The organism is Cryobacterium sp. 10C3 (assembly GCF_034314285.1).
GTDB classification, from domain to species: domain Bacteria; phylum Actinomycetota; class Actinomycetes; order Actinomycetales; family Microbacteriaceae; genus Cryobacterium; species Cryobacterium glucosi.
Genome location: NZ_JAVIWF010000002.1, coordinates 4,029,084 through 4,046,246, shown reverse-complemented (window position 1 = coordinate 4,046,246; position 17,163 = coordinate 4,029,084). Strand labels below are relative to the sequence as shown.

Annotated in this window: 19 protein-coding genes, 1 tRNA gene and 4 pseudogenes; 10 read left to right on the top strand and 14 right to left on the bottom strand. The window is 67.7% G+C overall.

What is annotated here, in order from left to right:
- The first annotated feature begins 46 nt into the window (after nt 1-46).
- From msrB to RGU41_RS20340, 4 genes are all read left to right on the top strand, one after another.
- Nucleotides 47-448: a peptide-methionine (R)-S-oxide reductase MsrB gene (msrB, locus tag RGU41_RS20355; RefSeq protein WP_134450046.1), complete on the top strand. Its 402-nt coding sequence runs from the start codon at nt 47-49 to the stop codon at nt 446-448.
- Nucleotides 449-451: 3 nt separating this feature from the next.
- Nucleotides 452-1,030 carry a nitroreductase family protein gene (locus tag RGU41_RS20350; RefSeq protein WP_322137240.1) on the top strand — a complete coding sequence of 193 codons (579 nt, stop codon included), beginning with the start codon at nt 452-454 and terminating at the stop codon, nt 1,028-1,030.
- 196 nt (nt 1,031-1,226) lie between these two features.
- Nucleotides 1,227-1,631, top strand: a complete 405-nt coding sequence (locus RGU41_RS20345; protein ID WP_322137239.1) for a hypothetical protein — start codon at nt 1,227-1,229, stop codon at nt 1,629-1,631.
- Nucleotides 1,632-1,802: 171 nt separating this feature from the next.
- Nucleotides 1,803-2,402: a DinB family protein gene (locus RGU41_RS20340; protein WP_322137238.1), complete on the top strand. Its 600-nt coding sequence runs from the start codon at nt 1,803-1,805 to the stop codon at nt 2,400-2,402.
- 16 nt (nt 2,403-2,418) lie between these two features.
- On the opposite strand, the gene RGU41_RS20335 is transcribed toward RGU41_RS20340, so the two are convergent.
- Genes RGU41_RS20335 through RGU41_RS20325 form a run of 3 tightly spaced genes read right to left on the bottom strand, consistent with a single transcriptional unit; the run spans nt 2,419 to nt 3,820 of the window.
- Nucleotides 2,419-3,351: a hypothetical protein gene (locus RGU41_RS20335; RefSeq protein WP_322137237.1), complete on the bottom strand. Its 933-nt coding sequence runs from the start codon at nt 3,349-3,351 to the stop codon at nt 2,419-2,421.
- Nucleotides 3,348-3,494, bottom strand: a complete 147-nt coding sequence (locus RGU41_RS20330) for a hypothetical protein (protein ID WP_322137236.1) — start codon at nt 3,492-3,494, stop codon at nt 3,348-3,350. Before RGU41_RS20330 ends, RGU41_RS20335 begins: the two co-directional genes overlap by 4 nt.
- A 35-nt stretch (nt 3,495-3,529) precedes the next feature.
- The gene (locus RGU41_RS20325) at nt 3,530-3,820 is read right to left on the bottom strand and encodes a DUF4287 domain-containing protein (RefSeq protein WP_134450042.1); all 291 of its coding nucleotides are present in this window, start codon (nt 3,818-3,820) and stop codon (nt 3,530-3,532) included.
- 353 nt (nt 3,821-4,173) lie between these two features.
- On the opposite strand from RGU41_RS20325, the gene RGU41_RS20320 reads away from it, so the two are divergent.
- Entirely contained in the window at nt 4,174-4,365 is a 192-nt protein-coding gene (locus tag RGU41_RS20320) for a VOC family protein (RefSeq protein ID WP_322137410.1), read from the top strand.
- Nucleotides 4,366-4,464: 99 nt separating this feature from the next.
- Here the strand turns inward: RGU41_RS20320 and RGU41_RS20315 are convergent, their stop codons facing one another.
- Nucleotides 4,465-4,878, bottom strand: coding sequence for a hypothetical protein (locus tag RGU41_RS20315; RefSeq protein WP_322137235.1), 414 nt, complete (start codon nt 4,876-4,878; stop codon nt 4,465-4,467).
- Nucleotides 4,879-4,917: 39 nt separating this feature from the next.
- Here RGU41_RS20315 and RGU41_RS20310 point away from each other — a divergent pair, with 39 nt between their 5' ends.
- Nucleotides 4,918-5,175 (top strand): antibiotic biosynthesis monooxygenase family protein, encoded by a 258-nt coding sequence (locus RGU41_RS20310; protein ID WP_322137234.1) that lies wholly within the window; start codon nt 4,918-4,920, stop codon nt 5,173-5,175.
- Between the two features lie 36 nt (nt 5,176-5,211).
- Here RGU41_RS20310 and RGU41_RS20305 read toward each other — a convergent pair.
- Both RGU41_RS20305 and RGU41_RS20300 read right to left on the bottom strand, forming a co-directional pair.
- A tRNA-Thr gene (locus tag RGU41_RS20305) sits at nt 5,212-5,287 on the bottom strand.
- A 134-nt stretch (nt 5,288-5,421) separates the two neighbouring features.
- On the bottom strand, nt 5,422-6,336 hold the full coding sequence (locus RGU41_RS20300; RefSeq protein WP_322137233.1) for a DsbA family protein: 915 nt from the start codon (nt 6,334-6,336) through the stop codon (nt 5,422-5,424).
- A gap of 255 nt (nt 6,337-6,591) precedes the next feature.
- Between RGU41_RS20300 and RGU41_RS20295 the strand changes: the two are divergent.
- Together RGU41_RS20295 and RGU41_RS20290 are read left to right on the top strand one after the other, a co-directional pair.
- Nucleotides 6,592-7,691 (top strand): annotated as a pseudogene (locus tag RGU41_RS20295) (ABC transporter ATP-binding protein).
- 182 nt (nt 7,692-7,873) lie between these two features.
- The gene (locus tag RGU41_RS20290) at nt 7,874-9,196 is read left to right on the top strand and encodes a DUF4032 domain-containing protein (protein ID WP_322137232.1); all 1,323 of its coding nucleotides are present in this window, start codon (nt 7,874-7,876) and stop codon (nt 9,194-9,196) included.
- Nucleotides 9,197-9,272: 76 nt separating this feature from the next.
- Here the strand turns inward: RGU41_RS20290 and rlmB are convergent, their stop codons facing one another.
- The 6 genes and pseudogenes from rlmB to RGU41_RS20270 form a co-directional block, all read right to left on the bottom strand.
- Entirely contained in the window at nt 9,273-10,367 is a 1,095-nt protein-coding gene (gene rlmB, locus RGU41_RS20285; RefSeq protein ID WP_134450028.1) for a 23S rRNA (guanosine(2251)-2'-O)-methyltransferase RlmB, read from the bottom strand.
- Nucleotides 10,367-11,782 (bottom strand): cysteine--tRNA ligase, encoded by a 1,416-nt coding sequence (gene cysS / locus RGU41_RS20280; RefSeq protein WP_134558856.1) that lies wholly within the window; start codon nt 11,780-11,782, stop codon nt 10,367-10,369. Before cysS ends, rlmB begins: the two co-directional genes overlap by 1 nt.
- Nucleotides 11,779-12,147, bottom strand: a pseudogene (locus RGU41_RS21145) (2-C-methyl-D-erythritol 2,4-cyclodiphosphate synthase); the annotation flags it as partial. The pseudogene RGU41_RS21145 and the gene cysS, both read right to left, overlap by 4 nt.
- A 251-nt stretch (nt 12,148-12,398) precedes the next feature.
- Nucleotides 12,399-12,782, bottom strand: a pseudogene (locus RGU41_RS21140) (IspD/TarI family cytidylyltransferase); the annotation flags it as partial.
- 16 nt (nt 12,783-12,798) lie between these two features.
- Nucleotides 12,799-13,038, bottom strand: a pseudogene (locus RGU41_RS21135) (2-C-methyl-D-erythritol 4-phosphate cytidylyltransferase); the annotation flags it as partial.
- Nucleotides 13,039-13,165: 127 nt separating this feature from the next.
- Nucleotides 13,166-13,648, bottom strand: a complete 483-nt coding sequence (locus RGU41_RS20270) for a CarD family transcriptional regulator (protein WP_035879449.1) — start codon at nt 13,646-13,648, stop codon at nt 13,166-13,168.
- A gap of 202 nt (nt 13,649-13,850) precedes the next feature.
- Between RGU41_RS20270 and RGU41_RS20265 the strand changes: the two genes are divergently transcribed.
- Nucleotides 13,851-14,306: a hypothetical protein gene (locus RGU41_RS20265; RefSeq protein WP_322137231.1), complete on the top strand. Its 456-nt coding sequence runs from the start codon at nt 13,851-13,853 to the stop codon at nt 14,304-14,306.
- Between the two features lie 129 nt (nt 14,307-14,435).
- Here RGU41_RS20265 and RGU41_RS20260 read toward each other — a convergent pair whose 3' ends face one another.
- Together RGU41_RS20260 and RGU41_RS20255 are read right to left on the bottom strand one after the other, a co-directional pair.
- Nucleotides 14,436-15,116, bottom strand: coding sequence for a response regulator transcription factor (locus RGU41_RS20260; RefSeq protein WP_134450024.1), 681 nt, complete (start codon nt 15,114-15,116; stop codon nt 14,436-14,438).
- On the bottom strand, nt 15,113-16,267 hold the full coding sequence (locus RGU41_RS20255; protein WP_322137230.1) for a sensor histidine kinase: 1,155 nt from the start codon (nt 16,265-16,267) through the stop codon (nt 15,113-15,115). Before RGU41_RS20255 ends, RGU41_RS20260 begins: the two co-directional genes overlap by 4 nt.
- Before the next feature lie 180 nt (nt 16,268-16,447).
- Here RGU41_RS20255 and phoU point away from each other — a divergent pair, with 180 nt between their 5' ends.
- A complete protein-coding gene (phoU, locus tag RGU41_RS20250; protein WP_134450022.1) occupies nt 16,448-17,110 on the top strand; it encodes a phosphate signaling complex protein PhoU in 663 nt (220 codons plus the stop codon).
- Nucleotides 17,111-17,163: the final 53 nt, after the last annotated feature.

The window sequence follows — 17,163 nt, the reverse complement described above, 5'->3', positions numbered from 1 at the left end:
GGCGGCCACGCTGCACTGCGCCCTCGCCCGATGGGAAGGATGAACCATGGACTACGAAGTCACGAAGTCAGACGCTGAATGGGCCGCGGAACTCGGGCCGGAGAAGTTTGCCGTACTGCGGCAGGCCGCCACCGAGCGAGCCTGGACCGGGGAGCTGCTCGACGAGAGCCGTTCCGGCATCTATACCTGCGGCGCCTGCCACGCCGAACTCTTCAAGAGCGGCACGAAGTTCGATTCCGGGTGCGGCTGGCCGAGCTTCTATGAGTCGGTGCGCCCGGAGGCCGTCGAACTCATCGAGGACACCTCCCTCGGCGTCGTCCGCACCGAGGTGCGCTGCGCGAACTGCGGTTCCCATCTCGGGCATGTCTTCGACGACGGTTTCGGCACCCCGACCGGCGACCGCTACTGCATGAACTCCATCTCGCTCGAGTTCAAGCCGGTCGACTAGACCGTGTGCACGCCGCTCGAGGCGATCGGCGGGCGGCGTTCGTCGTCCGCCGTGACACCGGATGCCCCCACGCACGACGACCTGCTCCCGCTCGTGGCCGCGTGTGCGCGCGTGGCCGACCACGGGGCCCTGCGACCCTGGCGCCTGATCGAGCTGCGCGGGGACGCCCGCATGCGGCTCGGGGCTGCGTTCGCCGCGGCATCCGCACGCCTCGCTGCTGAGGCCGGTGCGGAACCGCCGTCCGCTGCGGAGTTGGCCAAGCTCGCGGGCAAGCCGCTTCGGGCATCACTGTTGATCGCGGTCGTCGCGAGCCATCGGGAGAGCGACAAGGTCGAACCGTGGGAACAGGACGTCACAGCGGCGGGTGTCGGACACGCCCTGAGCCTCCTGTTGACACACGCCGGCTGGGGTGTGATGTGGCGCACCGGGGCGTTCACCCGCACCGCCGAGGTGCACCGGCTGCACGGGCTCGCCGAATCGGAGGAGTTGCTCGGCTGGCTCTATGTCGGCGGAGTGCCGTCTGGTGCGAAGCCGGGCGTCCGGCTCCCGATCGACCCTGCCGCGCACCTCACCGCCCTCTGACCACCCCCTGACCGCCGCCGCTGACTGCCCCCGTTTTCGGTTCTTCAGGGTCGCGCGCCACGTGCGCCGCTTCGCGCCAGGCAGGCCTGGCGCGAAGCGGCGCAGTTGGCGCGCGAAGGCGAGGCTTCACCGTTTCTTCACCTGAACGTCGGCAGAATGTCCCGGGTGCAGCAGGGGCGCGACGTATCCTCGTGGCGTGAGCGCAGAAATCAGCACACTCGTCCGGCCTGACACCATCTCCCTCGGTACGCTGACCGTCCTGCGGACGGCCGCCACAGCACCCCTGATCGCCCACGCTCCTGCTGCCTCCGCCTCCGCGGTTCCGCGGAGCCCGAGCCTCGACGATGCCGAAGCCACCTTCCTGGAACCGCTCGTGGATGTCGTGCTCCGGTTCCTCTGGGCGCTCGTCGGCTGCTATGTCTGGGTCGTCCTCCTCGCCAAGGGGCCGCGGCCCCGCTCGGAGAGCCGGGAGCTCGAGCCGATCGTGTGGCCGCAGGCGGACTACCCCGCTGTGGGACTGCCGGCCATCGGACTGTCGAGCGCCGGCAGCATCCGCCGACCCGTGAGCCCCGACTTCGACCAGACGAGCGCTCGCCCGTAGGTCGCTCGGCCTGCGCGTGCCGTGTTGTCGGACGGATCGCGGAACGCGCAGTCGCGCGGCGCCCACAGCCGGTCGATGGGTCCTGGAGCAGACCCGCCCGGATCGACCCGGGTCGGACCGGATCAGCACGGATCGCTTGGCCCGCCGAGCCGGGTCTGCGAGGCTGGCGGGATGACTGATGCAACGGAGACTGCAGCCAAGACGGATCTGACGCGGTACCTGGTGTCGGGTCGGGAAGCATTGATCTGGAAGCTCGACGGGCTCAGCGAGTACGACGTGCGGCGCCCGCTCGTGCCGACCGGCACCAACCTGCTCGGACTCGTCAAGCACATGGCCGGCGTCGAGGCCGGGTATCTCGGGCTCGTCTTCGGCCGGCCCTTCCCGGAACCGCTGCCGTGGACGGCGGACGACGTCGAGTTCAACGCGGACATGTGGGCGAAGCCGGACGAGTCCCGCGAGTCGCTCATCACCCTCTACCGCCGGGTCGGGGCGCACTCGAGCGCGACGATCGAGGCGCTCACGCTCGACACCATCGGCCGGGTGCCGTGGTGGACGGGCGATCGGAGCGCGGCGAGCCTGCACGAGATCCTCGTGCACCTCATCGCGGAGACGCACCGGCACGCCGGGCACGCCGACCTCGTCCGAGAGCTCATCGACGGGGAGGTCGGACTCCGGCAGGGCAACGACAATATGCCGCCGGCCGACCGCGCCTGGTGGGAGGGCTACCGGGAACGCGTCGAGGCGGCCGCGCAGGAGTCTGCGGAGCGCTGACCGTCGCCGGTGCGACTCAGCGCGAGATGACAGTGCCGCCGAGCGAGGCGATCGCCCGCAGCAGGCGCGGGCCGGCAGCGAACCAGGCCACGATCATCACGACGACCGAGGCCGCGAAGATCCAGAATCCGGTCCAGCCGTCGTCGCTCTGCACGGCGTACATGTGGTTGAGGTTGCGCAGCGCCCCGGTCGCGAAGACCAGGGTCACGTGCACGACGACGAAGATCAGGAAGACGATCATCACGCCGACGTGGACCGCCTTGGTCGGGCGGAGCGGGACGAGTTCGCTCAGCCGGCGTGACGTCCAGAGCGGCGAGAGGCGGATGCCGGTGGCCAGCGCGAGCGGAGCGGCCACGAACACGATGGTGAAGTAGCTCAGGGTCTGGAGGGCGTTGTAGTTCACCCAGCCGTCGGAGACCGGCCAGCCCAGCGAGACGTACTGGAGCGCGGCCGACACGGCGTTGGGAATGATGTCCCAGCTGACCGGAACGATGCGCACCCACTGGCCGGTGACGAAGAGCAGCACGTAGAAGAGGAGCCCGTTGAGCACCCAGAGCACGTCGACCGAGAGGTGCAGCCAGACGTTGATGCCCATCCGGGTGGGCGCTTGTTTCGTGCGTATCAGCCCGGTATTGCGCCGGGTCCAGAACATGGTCGGCCGCCCGGCGCTGCGGACCTGCCAGCCCGAACGCACGATGAAGAGGAGGAAGAAGACGTTGAGCCCATGCTGCCAGGCCAGCCAGGCCGGGAAGCCGACGGGCGCCCCGGACGGCAGCTGCGACGTTCCCGGGAAGTCGGTCAGGAAGGATTGCACGGCCGGCAGCGAGCGGAGGCCCTTGGCGGCGAGCACGGCGGCGGCGAGCAGGCCGATCGCGAGGATGATGGCCACGGCGAGCCTGAACCAGGCGGTTCGACCGAAGCCGAGCAGTCCGGAGCGCTCTGCTGTCACCGGTCTCCCTCCCGGGCGATGGCGTCGTGCGGCATGGGCGTGCATCCCTCTGGTCTGGCGGCGTCGGTCGACGCGATGGCGCGTTCGAGCGCGACTATGCAATCATCGACCATTTCACGCCCGGCGTCTGCCTGCAGTGTCAAACTACGACATCTTGGCGACGGCTGCGTGCACCTGGTCACCCGGGGCGGTTCAGTTTCCCGTCGAGCCAGAGCGTGTCGGACGCATCGCTGTGCGTGGTTCCGGTCCCGACGTGCTTGGCGTCGATCTTCTCGCCGTTCTTGATGACGTGTACGAGGGCCATCGCGTGACCTCGGCCCAGGTCGAAGTCCGCCTTCAGCCAGTCGACGATCACGCCGGCCTTCGTGGACGGGTCGTCGAACCCCTTCTCGTGGGCGAGGGTGATGAACTCACGCGGGGTCAGGCCAGTCTTGTCTTCGATGTTGTCGAGGTAGGCCTGAAATGACATCTCTGCTCCTTCGCTGGTGGAATCCGGAATCTCGGGCCGGTCCATCAAACCGCCTTCGGGAGCGGGTCGCAATCGTTTGGACCGGAGACGTCCCACATTCGCGATCCGCTGTCCAGAGATGCGTGTCGGACGCGTGCTAGCGTCGGCGAGATGACGGCTCCCCAAATCACCCTTGGCGCGATCAACGTCGAGGCACATGACCCGACTGCGCTTGCCGATTTCTGGGCGTCGGTCACCGGAGCGACACCCTCACCCGGCGGCGATAGCGTCTACCTGCCGCCGGCCGGCGCGAACGGTTTCGGGATGTTCTTCCGGCCTTGTGACTCCCCCATCCGAATCGCCGCGGCGCCCACCTGGACCTCACCGTCCCGTGGGGGTCACGACGTGCTGAGGTCGAACGTCTCCTCGGCCTGGGCGCCGTCTACCAGTGGGACGTCCTGGACGAGTTCCCACACGTGCAGTGGACCACACTGGCGGACCCGGAAGGCAACCTCTTCTGTCTGGCCGAGCATCCGCCCGCGGAGGGATCAACTCAGGACCAGTGACGTCAAGATTCTGCACGCTGGTAGCCCTGAACGCTGCACTGGCGGCACTGTGCGCAATCGGGCTGGTCACCGAATAAGAATTTCGGACGCCCTTGGGGGCTAGTCCAATGGGATGCCCGGGTCCCGGACGATATCTTCGACAGGGATGCTCGGCTCGCCGGCTTCCAGCTCCGCGAGCGGATGAGCGGCCGTTACGTCCTCGGTACCGTCAGCCAGGGCGCGCGTGGACACCGCCGGGTCCAGCGGCACCACGCCAGTCAAGTACTCCTCAAGGTCCGCGATTTCCCGTGCGAGTGCGTCGCCGCGACGGTACATGCGCAACGGTGTCGAGATGACGTGCCGCGCTGCGATCTCTGAGCAACCCAGAAGGCGACGGACTCGCTCCGCGGCGTCATCGTCACTCGACGCAGCAACGACGGCCCGAGAAACCTCCTCGATGCGGTTCCGGGCCGCGAGTAGCGTCCTCAATCTCTCCAGCCGATCTACCTCCCGGGCGTGTTCCTCTGCGTTCATGTGAGTCAGCGTAGCCACCCCGAATGACACACTGGCCTCGTGGTCACCGAACACGCCTTACTGCCCGTCATCGCCGGACGAGAAGTTGAATTCGAGCGAGCCTTCACCCTGGCTCGCCCGATCATCGCCTCCATGCCCGGATGCCTCAGCGTGTCGTTGTCGCGGTCTATCGAGTCGCAGAGCACGTACCTACTGCTGGTCGAGTGGGAGGATCTACTCGACCACACGATCGGGTTCCGGCAGTCGCCGCAGTACCGGGATAGGCGAGATTCTCGGCGAGACAACCGCCCATCATGACCGGATCGGCGTGGATCCCAGTGTTTTCAAGGGGTGTGGGGCCGGCCACGGGACTTGAACCCGTAACCCCCACTTTACAAGAGTGGTGCGCTACCAATTGCGCCAGGCCGGCATGAGGCGGATTCCCGCCTCGGTCCCCCATCCTAAATGACGAACGGGGTCCGCGGGGCCAGACCGGCAGCATCCGCCGACCGGGAGCCCGCTGCGGACGAAAGCTGCGGACGAAAGCTGCGGACCCGTCGAGGATCAGCCCGCCGGTGTCGGCGTGGGCGTCGGCGTCGACGTCGAGTAGGTCTCTCCGGCGGACTGCAGCACGAATGCGGCGAATTCCTTGGGGTCATCGAGGGCGCCCGAGTACTGCTTACCGTTCACGAGCACGGTCGGAGTGCCGGTCACGGCCTCGACCGTGGTGTTGGGCAGCGGCCCGGACAACGCCCGGTTGGTCGCGGCGACGACCCAGGCCTTGTAGCGCACGTCGGTGATGCAGGTGTTGATCTCCGAGACGGATGACGCGACTCCGGAGCTCGTCACGAGCCCCATGATCGCGGCGTCGTCCAGCCCTGCGGTGCCTTCCTTCGGCTGGTTCGCGAAGAGTGCGGCATTGAAGGTGAAGAAGTCACTAGGGGAATAGTTGGCGACGCACGCGGCAGCGTTCGCCGAGCGGAGCGAGTACTGGGTTCCAGCTGACTTGCTGGTCAGGATGGAGATCGGGTGGATCTCGACCGTTGCGGCACCCGAGGTGACCCACTTCACGATCTGGTCGCTGTTGGTCGTTTCGAACTGGCCGCAGAACGGGCACAGGTAGTCGACGTACACGCGGATGTCGGCGACGGTTCCGGTCGCATCCGGCGTGGACGGCACGGCGTCGGCGCCGGCCTTGAGGGCCGTGGTCTCGGTGACCTTCATGCCCTCGCCGATGAGAACGCCGTCACTGGCCATGTTCGCGGGGCCGGGGCCTGCGGGGCGGATCGAATTCATGACGACGAGTGCGATGACTGCGACGATCGCGAGTGCGACAACCAGGATGCCGCCCTGCAGCAGGAACCGGTTGCGACGGTTCTTCTTCTTCTGCTCGACACGCAGCTGGGTAGCCTTCGTGCGGACCGCGTCGCGTCGCTTATTTCGGGAAGGTCGACTCTCGCCAGATCCGCCAATAGTCATGAATGCTCGCTTCGGGTAGGTCTTTGGATCGACATTTCCTATGTAAATGCCCTCCAAATAATAGGACTCCAGTCTGGGAAATGACCAGACAGGGGCTGCCTTGCGACGCATCCGCTGGGCAAAACCGCCGCAGACCCCCTGTTCGGGCGTGTCATACTGGAACAGTCGGATCCTGCCATGATGCGCAGGCCGACAATAAATCCCATCACTACGGATCGTCCGGCACGTACCTGCCGGTGAAGGAGAATACCGAAAATGGCTTCAGTCACCTTTGACAAAGCAACCCGTCTCTACCCGGGTTCCACCCGCCCCGCGGTCGACCACCTCGACCTGTCGGTTGCCGATGGTGAATTCCTCGTCCTCGTCGGTCCCTCCGGCTGCGGCAAATCCACGTCTATTGCGGCATGATCGCCGGGCTTGAAGAAGTCAACGACGGCAACATCTTCATCGGTGAGCGCAATGTGACGGACGTTCCCCCGAAGGACCGCGACATCGCGATGGTCTTCCAGAACTACGCGCTGTACCCGCACATGACGGTCGCCGAGAACATGGGCTTTGCGCTCAAGATCGCCGGCGTCAACAAGGACGAGCGCGCCGCCCGCGTTCTCGAAGCCGCCAAGCTGCTCGACCTCGAGCCCTACCTCAGCCGCAAGCCGAAGGCCCTCTCGGGTGGCCAGCGTCAGCGCGTCGCCATGGGCCGTGCCATCGTGCGTCAGCCCCAGGTGTTCCTCATGGACGAGCCGCTGTCGAACCTCGACGCCAAGCTCCGCGTGCAGACCCGCACCCAGATCGCCTCGCTGCAGCGTCGCCTCGGCGTCACGACCGTCTACGTCACCCACGACCAGACCGAAGCCCTCACCATGGGTGACCGCATCGCGGTGCTCAAGGACGGCGTGCTCCAGCAGGTCGGCACCCCGCGCGACCTGTACGCCAAGCCGAACAACGTCTTCGTCGCCGGATTCATCGGCAGCCCGGCCATGAACCTCTTCCTCGCGGACACCGTCGAGGGTGGCATCAAGTTCGGCACCGCCACGATCCCCGTCGCCCGCGAGATCATCGCCGGCGCGACCGGCCCGAAGGTCACCATCGGTGTCCGCCCCGAGGACATCCACCTCTCGACCACCCACGGCGAGGGCCTCGAGGTGAGCGTCGACCTGGTCGAAGAGCTCGGCGCCGACGGTTACCTCTACGGTCACTCCACAGTCGAGGGCAAGCGCACCGACATCGTCGCCCGCGTCGACGGCCGTTCACACCCGAACGCCGGAGAGACGGTCTACCTGACGCCGACCGCGCACCACCTGCACGTCTTCGACGCCGAGAGCGGCCTCCGCCTCGGTGGAGCCGTCGCCGACTAGTCGACAACGATTCACAAGAACGGCCGGGCGGATTCATTCCGCCCGGCCGTTCTGCGTCCCGTGCCCAGCGTGACAGTGACGAGCCACAATTGCCTCGGTGAAGCGGATGCCTCGACCCGGGACAGCCCCTGTCCGCGGGGCATCCGGCACCGGCCGCCAACCCGCACCGGTAGGCTCAATCCATGAGCGGTTCTGTCAATATCACCTCGGCCACGGCCGACCCGGCCCTCCTCGACCTGCCCTGGCACCTGCCGCTGGATGCCTGGCCGAACGAGAACATCGCCGCCCTGCCGAAGGGCCTGTCCCGTCACCTCGTACGGTTCGCGCACCTCAGCGGTCGCGTCGTCGCGATCAAGGAAACCACGAGCGAGATGGCCAAGCGCGAGTACGAAATGCTCCGCACCCTCAAGGGACTCGAAATCCCCTGCGTCGAGCCGCTCGCCGTGATCACGAACCGCACCAACGAAGACGGCGAGCCGCTGAACTCGGTCCTCGTCACCCGGCACCTCAAGTTCTCACTCCCCTACCGCGCCCTGTACTCGCAGACGCTGCGACCGACGACCGCGACCCGCCTCGTTGACGCCCTCGCCCTCCTGCTCGTGCGCGTGCACATGGCCGGCCTGTTCTGGGGCGACGTCTCGCTCTCGAACACGCTCTTCCGCCGCGACGCGGGCGCCTTCGCCGCCTATCTCGTCGACGCGGAGACCGGGCAGCTCTACCCGGGCGGCCTGTCCAAGGGCCAGCGCGAGAACGACCTCGAGATCGCCAGGGTCAACATCGCCGGCGAACTGATGGACCTCGAGGCCGGCGGCCGCGCCGCTGACGAACTCGACCCGATCCGGGTCAGCAACGGCATCGTGAACGCCTACCGGCTGCTCTGGACCGAGCTGACCGGCTCCGAATCCTTCGCGAGTTCCGAGCGCTGGCGCATCACCGAACGCGTCGAGCGCCTGAACGACCTCGGCTTCGACATCGAGGAACTCGCCATCAAGACTGATGCGACAGGCTCGACCGTGCGCATCCAGCCCAAGGTCGTGGACGCGGGGCACCACCAGCGCCGCCTGCTGCGGCTGACCGGCCTCGACGCCGAGGAGAACCAGGCCCGGCGCCTGCTCAACGACCTCGACGCCTATCGCCTCGCATACGGCGACCCGGCGAGCGACGAAGAAGCCCTCGCCCACGAGTGGGTCGTCCGGGTCTTCGAACCCGTCATCCGCGCGATTCCGCGCGACCTCAAGGGCAAGCTCGAGCCGGCAGAGGTGTTCCACCAGCTGCTCGACCACCGCTGGTACATGGCCCAGAACCAGTCCAGGGACATCCCGCTCGCCGAAGCGGTCACGTCCTACGTGCAGGATGTCCTGCGTCACCGCCGCGACGAGGCGACCGTGATCGAACCCGCGACCGGGTCCATCACGCTTCCGATCGACGTCACGAACGACGACGTCGCCGCAGGCGCCGGCGACACCAGCGCTGACGACGCCCAGGACTGGCGCCTCAAGGTCTAAACGTCCGGTCGGGCGACGTCCGGATGCCGCGGTCCGCGGCATCCTCCGTCATGGCGAACCCTGACCCGGTGACGGGTCAGGCGGTGGCGGCTGCCTTGGCGGCGGCGAGCTTGACGGCCTTCGCGACCTTCGCTGCCGCGCGCAGGCGGGAGATCTCGTAAAGCGTGACGCTCGCGGCGATGCCGGCGTTGAGGGACTCGGTGCTCGCGCTGATCGGGATCGAGACGATCGCGTCGCAGGTTTCGGTGACGAGGCGCGACAGGCCCTTGCCCTCGCTGCCGACGACGACGACGATCGGGCGCTCCGCGAAGCCGAGGCCGAGCTCGGGCAGCGAGGTGTCCCCGCCGCCGTCGAGGCCGATCACAAGCACACCGACCTCCTTGAGCGACTTGAGCGTCTGGGTGAGGTTGCTCGCCATGGCGACGGGCGTGCGCGCCGCCGCACCGGCGGAGGTCTTCCACGCGGAAGCCGTGACGCCGACCGACCGGCGCTGGGGCACGATCACGCCGTGGCCGCCGAATGCCGCGGTCGAACGGATGATGGCGCCCAGGTTGCGGGGATCGGTGATGCCGTCGAGGGCGACGAACAACGGCTTGAAGCCGCGGCTGATCGTGAGCTCGAGGAGCTCCATCGGGTGCGCGTACTCGTACGCGGGCACCTTGAGCGCGAGGCCCTGGTGCACGGCGTCGCGGCCGGCGAGGCGGTCGAGTTCCGGGCGCATCACTTCGAGCACGGGGATGCCGCGGCCCGTCGCGAGGGTCAGGACCTCCTTGACCCGGTCATCCATTTCAATGCGGGTTGCGATGTACAGGGTGCTCGCGGGGATCTTCGCGCGCAGGGCCTCGAGCACCGAGTTGCGCCCGGTGACGATCTCATGCTCGTCGATCGACTTCGCCTTGCGGGTGGAGGTGCCACCGCCGCCGGAGTTGGCGGTGGAGCGCTGCCCGCCCTGCGAACCCGTCGTGGGGCGGCTGCGGCCACCGCCGGCCGCTGCGAAGCGGTCCTGGGCGGCCTTGCGCTTCCCGGCGGGGTGGTACGGACGGTCTTCGGCCTTGGGCGTGGGCTTCTTACCCTCGAGGGCCTGGCGGCCCTGTCCGCCGGAGCCGACCTGGGGGCCGCGGCTGCCCTTGCGCACGGACCCGGTGCGAGCCTTGCGGTCTGTGTTCTTCATCAGTCAAAACTCCAATGCGCACCCGAGGGGGTGTCTTCGATGGTAATTCCGGCGGCGACGAGCTCGTCCCGGATACGGTCTGCGGCCTTGTAGTCGCGGCTTTCCCTGGCGGTCTCCCGGTCGGAGAGCAGGCGCTCGACGAGGGCGGTGAGTGCGACCATGGCTGGTTCGTCCGTCGCGACGGCCCAGCCGGGCGACAGGGGGTTGATGCCGAGGACCTCGCTCATGGCGAGCACCTGGCCACGGGCGGCGGCGGCGGCGCGCAAGTCTTCGGCGTCGAGCGCCGCGTTGCCGGTGCGCACGGTCTCGTGCAACACGGCGAGGGCCTGGGGCACGGCGAGGTCGTCGTCCATGGCGACCGCGAACTCGTCGGGGACGAGCTCGACGCCGCTCGAGGCGAAACGCGTCTCGGCGAGGCGGCGGTCGGCCCTGTCGAGGAAGCTCTCGATGCGTTCGAGGGCGGCTTCGGCCTCGGCAAGGGAGTGGTCGGTGTAGTCGATCGTGGAGCGGTAGTGCGCGGCTCCGAGGTAGTAGCGCACGACGATGGCCCTGGCCTGATCGAGCAGCTCGGCAGCAAAGACGGAGTTGCCGAGGGACTTGGACATCTTCTGGCCGTGCACGTGCACGAGACCGTTGTGCATCCAGTACTTCGCGAACGCGTCGCCGGCCGCCGTTGACTGGGCGAGTTCGTTCTCGTGGTGCGGGAACCGCAGGTCGAGGCCGCCGCCGTGGATGTCGAAGCCCGCGCCGAGGTAGCGGCTCGCCATCGCGGAGCACTCGATGTGCCAGCCGGGCCGGCCTGGTCCCCAGGGGGATGGCCAGGACGCCGAGGCCGGTTCGTCGGCCTTGTGACCCTTCCAGAGGGCGAAGTCGCGCGGGTCGTTCTTGCCACGCGGGTCGGCGTCCGCCGCCGCTTCCATGTCGCCGCGACCCTGGCGGGTGAGCGCCCCGTACTCCGCCCAGCTGTTGGTGTCGAAGTAGACGTCGCCGGAGCCGTCGGCCGCCGGGTACGCGTGGCCGCGGTCGATCAGTCGGGTGATCAGGTCCTGCATCTGCTGGATGCTCGCGGTCGCACGTGGCTCGTACGTGGGGGCGAGGATGCCGAGACGCTGGTACCCGGCCGTGAACTCGAGTTCGTAGCGGTAGGCGAGCGCCCACCACTGCTCTGCGGTGCCTGCCGCGTTGGCGAGGATCTTGTCGTCGATGTCGGTGACATTGCGGATGAACGTGACGTCGAAGCCGCGGTAGGTGAGCCAGCGCCGAAGCTGGTCGTAGACCAGGGCGCTGCGCAGGTGGCCGATGTGCGGAGAGGACTGCACGGTCGGCCCGCACACGTAGATTCCGACCGCACCGGGGGTCGTCGGGATGAAGTCACGCAAGGCCTGGGCCCGGGAATCGTACAGTTGGATCGTCACACGTCCCAGCTTAGAACAGGGCCGGTTTCCGGCAGCGGGATGAGGGGCACGATGAGGGCCGTCGCGACGGCCGCGATGCCCTCGCCGCGCCCGGTGAAACCGAGCCGGTCCGTCGTCGTTGCGGACACGCTGACCGGCGCGGACAGGATCCCGCTGAGGTATTCCTCGGCCTCGAGTCGGCGCGGGCCGACCTTCGGGCGATTGCCGATGATCTGGACGGTGACGTTGCCGACCCGGAACCCGGCCGCGGTGACCCGGCGGAGGGTTTCGCGGAGGAACACGTCGCCGTGCGCACCTTCGAGACGCGGGTCGGCCACGCCGAAGACACCGCCGACGTCGCCGAGGCCGGCCGCGGACAAGAGCGCGTCGCAGATGGCGTGCACGGCGGCGTCGCCGTCGCTGTGCCCGGAGAGGCCGCGCTCCCCCGCCAGTGCAGGCCGGCGAGCCAGAGCGGCGCGGCATCGTCGTACCCGTGCACGTCGAGGCCCGAACCGATCCGCGGTGACGGCGCCTCGGCCTGCTGGCCGACCGCGGCGGCATCCGTGCGGGCACGCTCGTCGAGGAGGGCCTCGGCCCGGTGCAGGTCCCACGGGGTCGTGATCTTGAACGCGAGCGGGTCTCCGGGGATGACCCCGACCGGATGTCCGGCGGCCGCGACGATTTCGGCGTCGTCGGTGGGGGTGCTCGCGGGGTCTGCGGCGCTCATGGCGGCGAGCAGCACGCCCCGGGGAAAGCCCTGCGGCGTCTGCACGGCCGAGAGGGCCGAACGGTCGACCGTCGCGCGGATGGTGCCCTCGGCGTCGACGTGCTTGATGGTGTCGACGAGGGCGAGACCGGGGACGATGCCGTGCCCGGTCGACCGCACAGCGGCGACGACGGCGTCGCACAGTCCGGCGGGGGTGAGGGCGCGGGCGGCATCGTGCACGAGGACGGTCTCGACGCCCGGGCGCAGCACGGCGAGGCCCCGGTTGACGGAGTCGGCACGGGTGGGGCCGCCCACCACGACGTCGACGTACGACGCGGCAGCCCTGGCGGCGGAGTGCCGCGATCACCCCGGCCTCCGAGAGGTGACTGTCCGGCGCCACGACGATCACCTGGGCGGGTTCGACCATTCCGAACACGGAACCGAGCGCCCGCTCGAGGAGCGTGCGGCCCCTGAGCAGGACGAACGCCTTCGGCTCCGTCGCTCCGAGCCGGGCGCCACTGCCCGCGGCGACGACGATGACCGCGACCGCGGGGGCTGCGTATTCAGTCATGTCTGGAGGCTATCTGTTGGAGGGCGGATGCTGCGGGATAGTTCGCACCGGAACGTTCACACCGGAACGTGCGAAAGGCGGCACCTCGCGGCGCCGCCTTTCAGCGTGTGAAGAAAGTCAGGGTGGGTCAGGAAGCCAGAACCTCGTCGAGGACCGTTGAGGCCTTCTCTTCGTCGGTCTTTTCGGCGAGGGCCAGCTCGCTGATCAGGATCTGACGGGCCTTGGCGAGCATCCGCTTCTCACCGGCGGACAGGCCGCGGTCCTGGTCGCGGCGCCACAGGTCGCGAACGACCTCTGACACCTTGATGACATCGCCGGAGGCGAGCTTTTCGAGGTTGGCCTTGTACCGGCGGGACCAGTTGGTTGGCTCCTCGGTGAACGGGGCGCGCAGCACCTCGAACACCTTGTCGAGGCCCTCACGACCGATCACGTCGCGCACGCCGACGAGGTCGACGTTCTCGGCGGGAACCTCGATGGTGAGGTCGCCCTGAGTGACGTTGAGCTTCAGGTACAGTTTTTCCTCACCCTTGATGATCCGCGTTTTCACTTCCGTGATTGTCGCGGCACCGTGGTGGGGATAAACGACGGTTTCGCCTACTTCAAAAAGCATGTATGGATATCCCTTCAGCAACGTCTAGGATACCACAGCGAGGGGTGGTAGGGTTTGCGACCCTGACCGGGGCATGGGCCGGCGGGGCCACGAGGCCGGCCTCCCCGATACGCTAGGCTCGAAGCGAAATCTGCGGCGTTCGCGCCTTCAGGCGCACCGTCGAACTGTTGGAGGTCTTGTGAGGGCTCGAGTCTTGCTGTCCGTGTTGCTGACGGCCGGTATCCTGCTGGGTACCAGTGGATGCAACCTGCTGGCCCCGCAGTCAACGACCAAACACTACGACGCGAGCGACGGGGTCAGCGGCAACGTCGGCGACCTGCAGGTCCGCAACGCGATCGTGCTCTCGACGGACGGAAAGACCGGGAGCCTCCTCGTCACCGTGGTCAACCCGAGCGATTCAGCGCACAGCCTGTCCGTGCAGTACACGGCCACGACCGGCAAGGTCACCCAGCAGCTCACCCTAAAGCCGCAGTCGAGCACCGCGATCGGTGCGACCGGCGGCCCCGTGATCACGCTCGAGAACATCGACGCCCCGCTCGGCTCGCTGTTCCCCGTCTACTTCCAGTACGGCACCGAGACCGGCCTCCAGTTGCTCACGCCGGTACTCGACGGCACGCTCCCCCAGTACTCGACCCTGCTGCCGACCACGGCGCCGTAGCGCCCGGCAGACGCAGTTCCGGCCAGACCGGGTCAGGCCGGAACTGGTCGAGCCCGACCGGTTCGAACCAGACCGGTTCGAACCAGACCGGGTCGAGTTAGGCCGGGTCCGGCGTCGAAGCGGACCGGGTCAGGCCTCGAAGCGGTAGCCGAGGCCACGCACGGTGACGAGCATGGTCGGCTCTGACGGCGTCGCCTCGATGCGCGAGCGGATCCGCTTGATGTGGACGTCGAGGGTCTTTGTGTCGCCGAAGTAGTCGGTGCCCCAGACCCGGTCGATCAGTTGGCCGCGGGTCAACACCCGGCCGGCGTTCCGCAGCAGGAACTCGAGAAGCTCGAACTCCTTGAGCGGCATGTTCACTACGGTGCCGCTCACTGCGACCGTGTGGCGTTCGATGTCCATCCGGACGGTGCCCGCCGTGAGCATGTTCTCGTCGTCCTCGGTCTGGTCGGTGCGCCTACGTGACACCGCACGGATGCGCGCGAGCAGTTCCCTGGTCGAGTACGGCTTGGTCACGTAGTCGTCCGCGCCGAGTTCGAGTCCGACGACGATGTCGACCTCGGAGTCCTTCGCGGTGAGCATGATGATCGGGACCTGGGAGCGGGTGCGGATCTCGCGGCACACTTCGGTTCCGGGGATGCCGGGGAGCATCAGGTCCAGCAGGATCAGGTCGGGTCCGATCCGGTCGAATTCGCTGATGGCGCTCGGCCCGTCCTCGGCGACGGTGACCTCGTAGCCTTCGCGTTCGAGCAGGAAGCTCAACGGCTCGCTCAGCGCTTGTTCGTCCTCAACCAAAAGAATGTGGGTCACGGGGTCTCTCCTGTTGTGGCCAGGGCGATGTGACTCGCCTCAGGCAGCCGGATGGTGAACGTCGAACCGCTGCCCGGTTGGGACCAGACGCGGATGTCGCCGCCGTGGATCTGCACGATGTGCTTCACGATGGAGAGGCCGAGGCCCGTTCCACCGGTGTGACGGGACCTAGCCTGGTCGACCCGGAAGAATCGTTCGAAGATGCGGTCGAGGTCGGCCTCCTGGATGCCGACGCCCTGGTCGGTCACCGTCACCTCGACGACGCCGTCGTGGTGACGCACTCCCACACCCACCCGGGATCCCTCAGCGGAGTAGTGCACCGCGTTGGCGACCAGGTTGTGCACGGCCATCACGAGGAGGCGTTCATCGCCCGTGACGAGGGCACCGGAGGGCTGGCCGACGGCGAGCGTGATGCGTGCGGCATCCGCAACGACCCTGCTCTGGTCGACGGCAGCCGCGACGACGTCGTCGATCGGGAGGTCTTCCGGCTCGGACAGGGAGTCCTGTGCCTGGAGCCGGGAGAGCTCGATGATCTCCTGCGTCAGCCGGGTCAGGCGCCCGGACTCCGTCGTGAGCCTGCTGGCGAACCTGCGCACCTGCACCGGCTCGTCGGCGGCCTGGTTGAGCGCCTCGGCGAGCAGGCCGACGGCGGCGATCGGGGTCTTGAGTTCGTGGCTGATGTTGGCCACGAAGTCGCGGCGCACCTCGTCGAGGCGGAAGGCCTCCGTGCGGTCTTCGGCGAGCAGCAGCACGTAGCGGGTGCCGAGCGTGGCCAGGCGCACGCGCACCCGCATGCTCGCGTCGCCGAACGGCCCGCGGGAGAGGATCAGGTCTTCGGCGATCGGTTCCCCGGAGCGCCGCACCTTACCGGCGAGCTCGAGGAGTTCCGGGTGCACGATCTGCCGGTTCCAGACCATCCCCATCGACACGGCGGCCGGGGATGTCTTCATCACATTGTTGGAGGGGTCGAGCACGACGGCCGCGGTGTCAAGTGCGTCGAGGACCTGGTCGATGCCGTCCGGCACGGCCGGGTTGACCACCTCGGAGGCGCGACGGCCGTGGCGTTCCGCGATCTGGAGCAGGCTGATGAACCCGGCACCGACCATGAGGCCCAGTGCCAGAGACACCAGCACGAGCCACGATGATTCCATTCCACCAGATTACTGACACAAAAAAGCGGAACGAACCGTGCCGGGCCGCTGGGCGGCTACTTTAGGTAGTATTCAACACTCCGGCACCTGCCGTTAACCTCTGTCGACAAAGATTCGCTGGGGGCCAGGTGGTTTCCACGTTTCTGCGCGTATCGCGCGCCCAGGAAGGAACACAGACGTATGCGTGAAGTATTCCAGCAGGAGCTCGCCGAGGTTCAGGACCGCCTCGTCGAGATCTCCCGTCTCGTCGGCATCTCGATCGCGAAGTCGACCAGGGCTTTCAACGAGTCCGACGTCAACCTCGCCGAAGAGGCCATCAGCGAAGACGACAAGATCGACGAACTCACCATCGAGCTCGACGAACTCGCCATCACGATCCTGGCGCGCCAGCAGCCGGTCGCCCGCGACCTGCGCATCGTGGTGAGCGCCCTCCGGATCAGTTCGTCCCTCGAGCGGATGGGCGACCTCTCCACCCACATCGCGCAGCTCGCCCGCTACCGCTTCCCCGACAAGGTCGTTCCGCAGAGCCTGCGGGGCACCTTCGGCGAGATGGGCGCCCTGCTCGTGACCATTTCGACGATGCTCACCGAGTTGCTCACCACCCAGGACGTCAAGCTCGCCGAGGTCATCCGCAACGAAGACGACAAGGTCGACGCCCTGCACCTGAGCGTCTTCGACGCCGTCCTCGCGGAGACCTGGAAGGGCGAGGCCGCCGACACGGTCGACTCGACCCTCGCGAGCCGGTATCACGAGCGCTTCGCCGACCACGCCGTCTCGATCGCCAAGAAGATCCAGTACCTCGGCACGGGCGCCTGGCAGCAGAGCACGACCGGCGTCCAGTAGTCCGCCCGCACCACTCGAACCGCCGCACAACCGAAACGGCCCCGGAAGCGAAT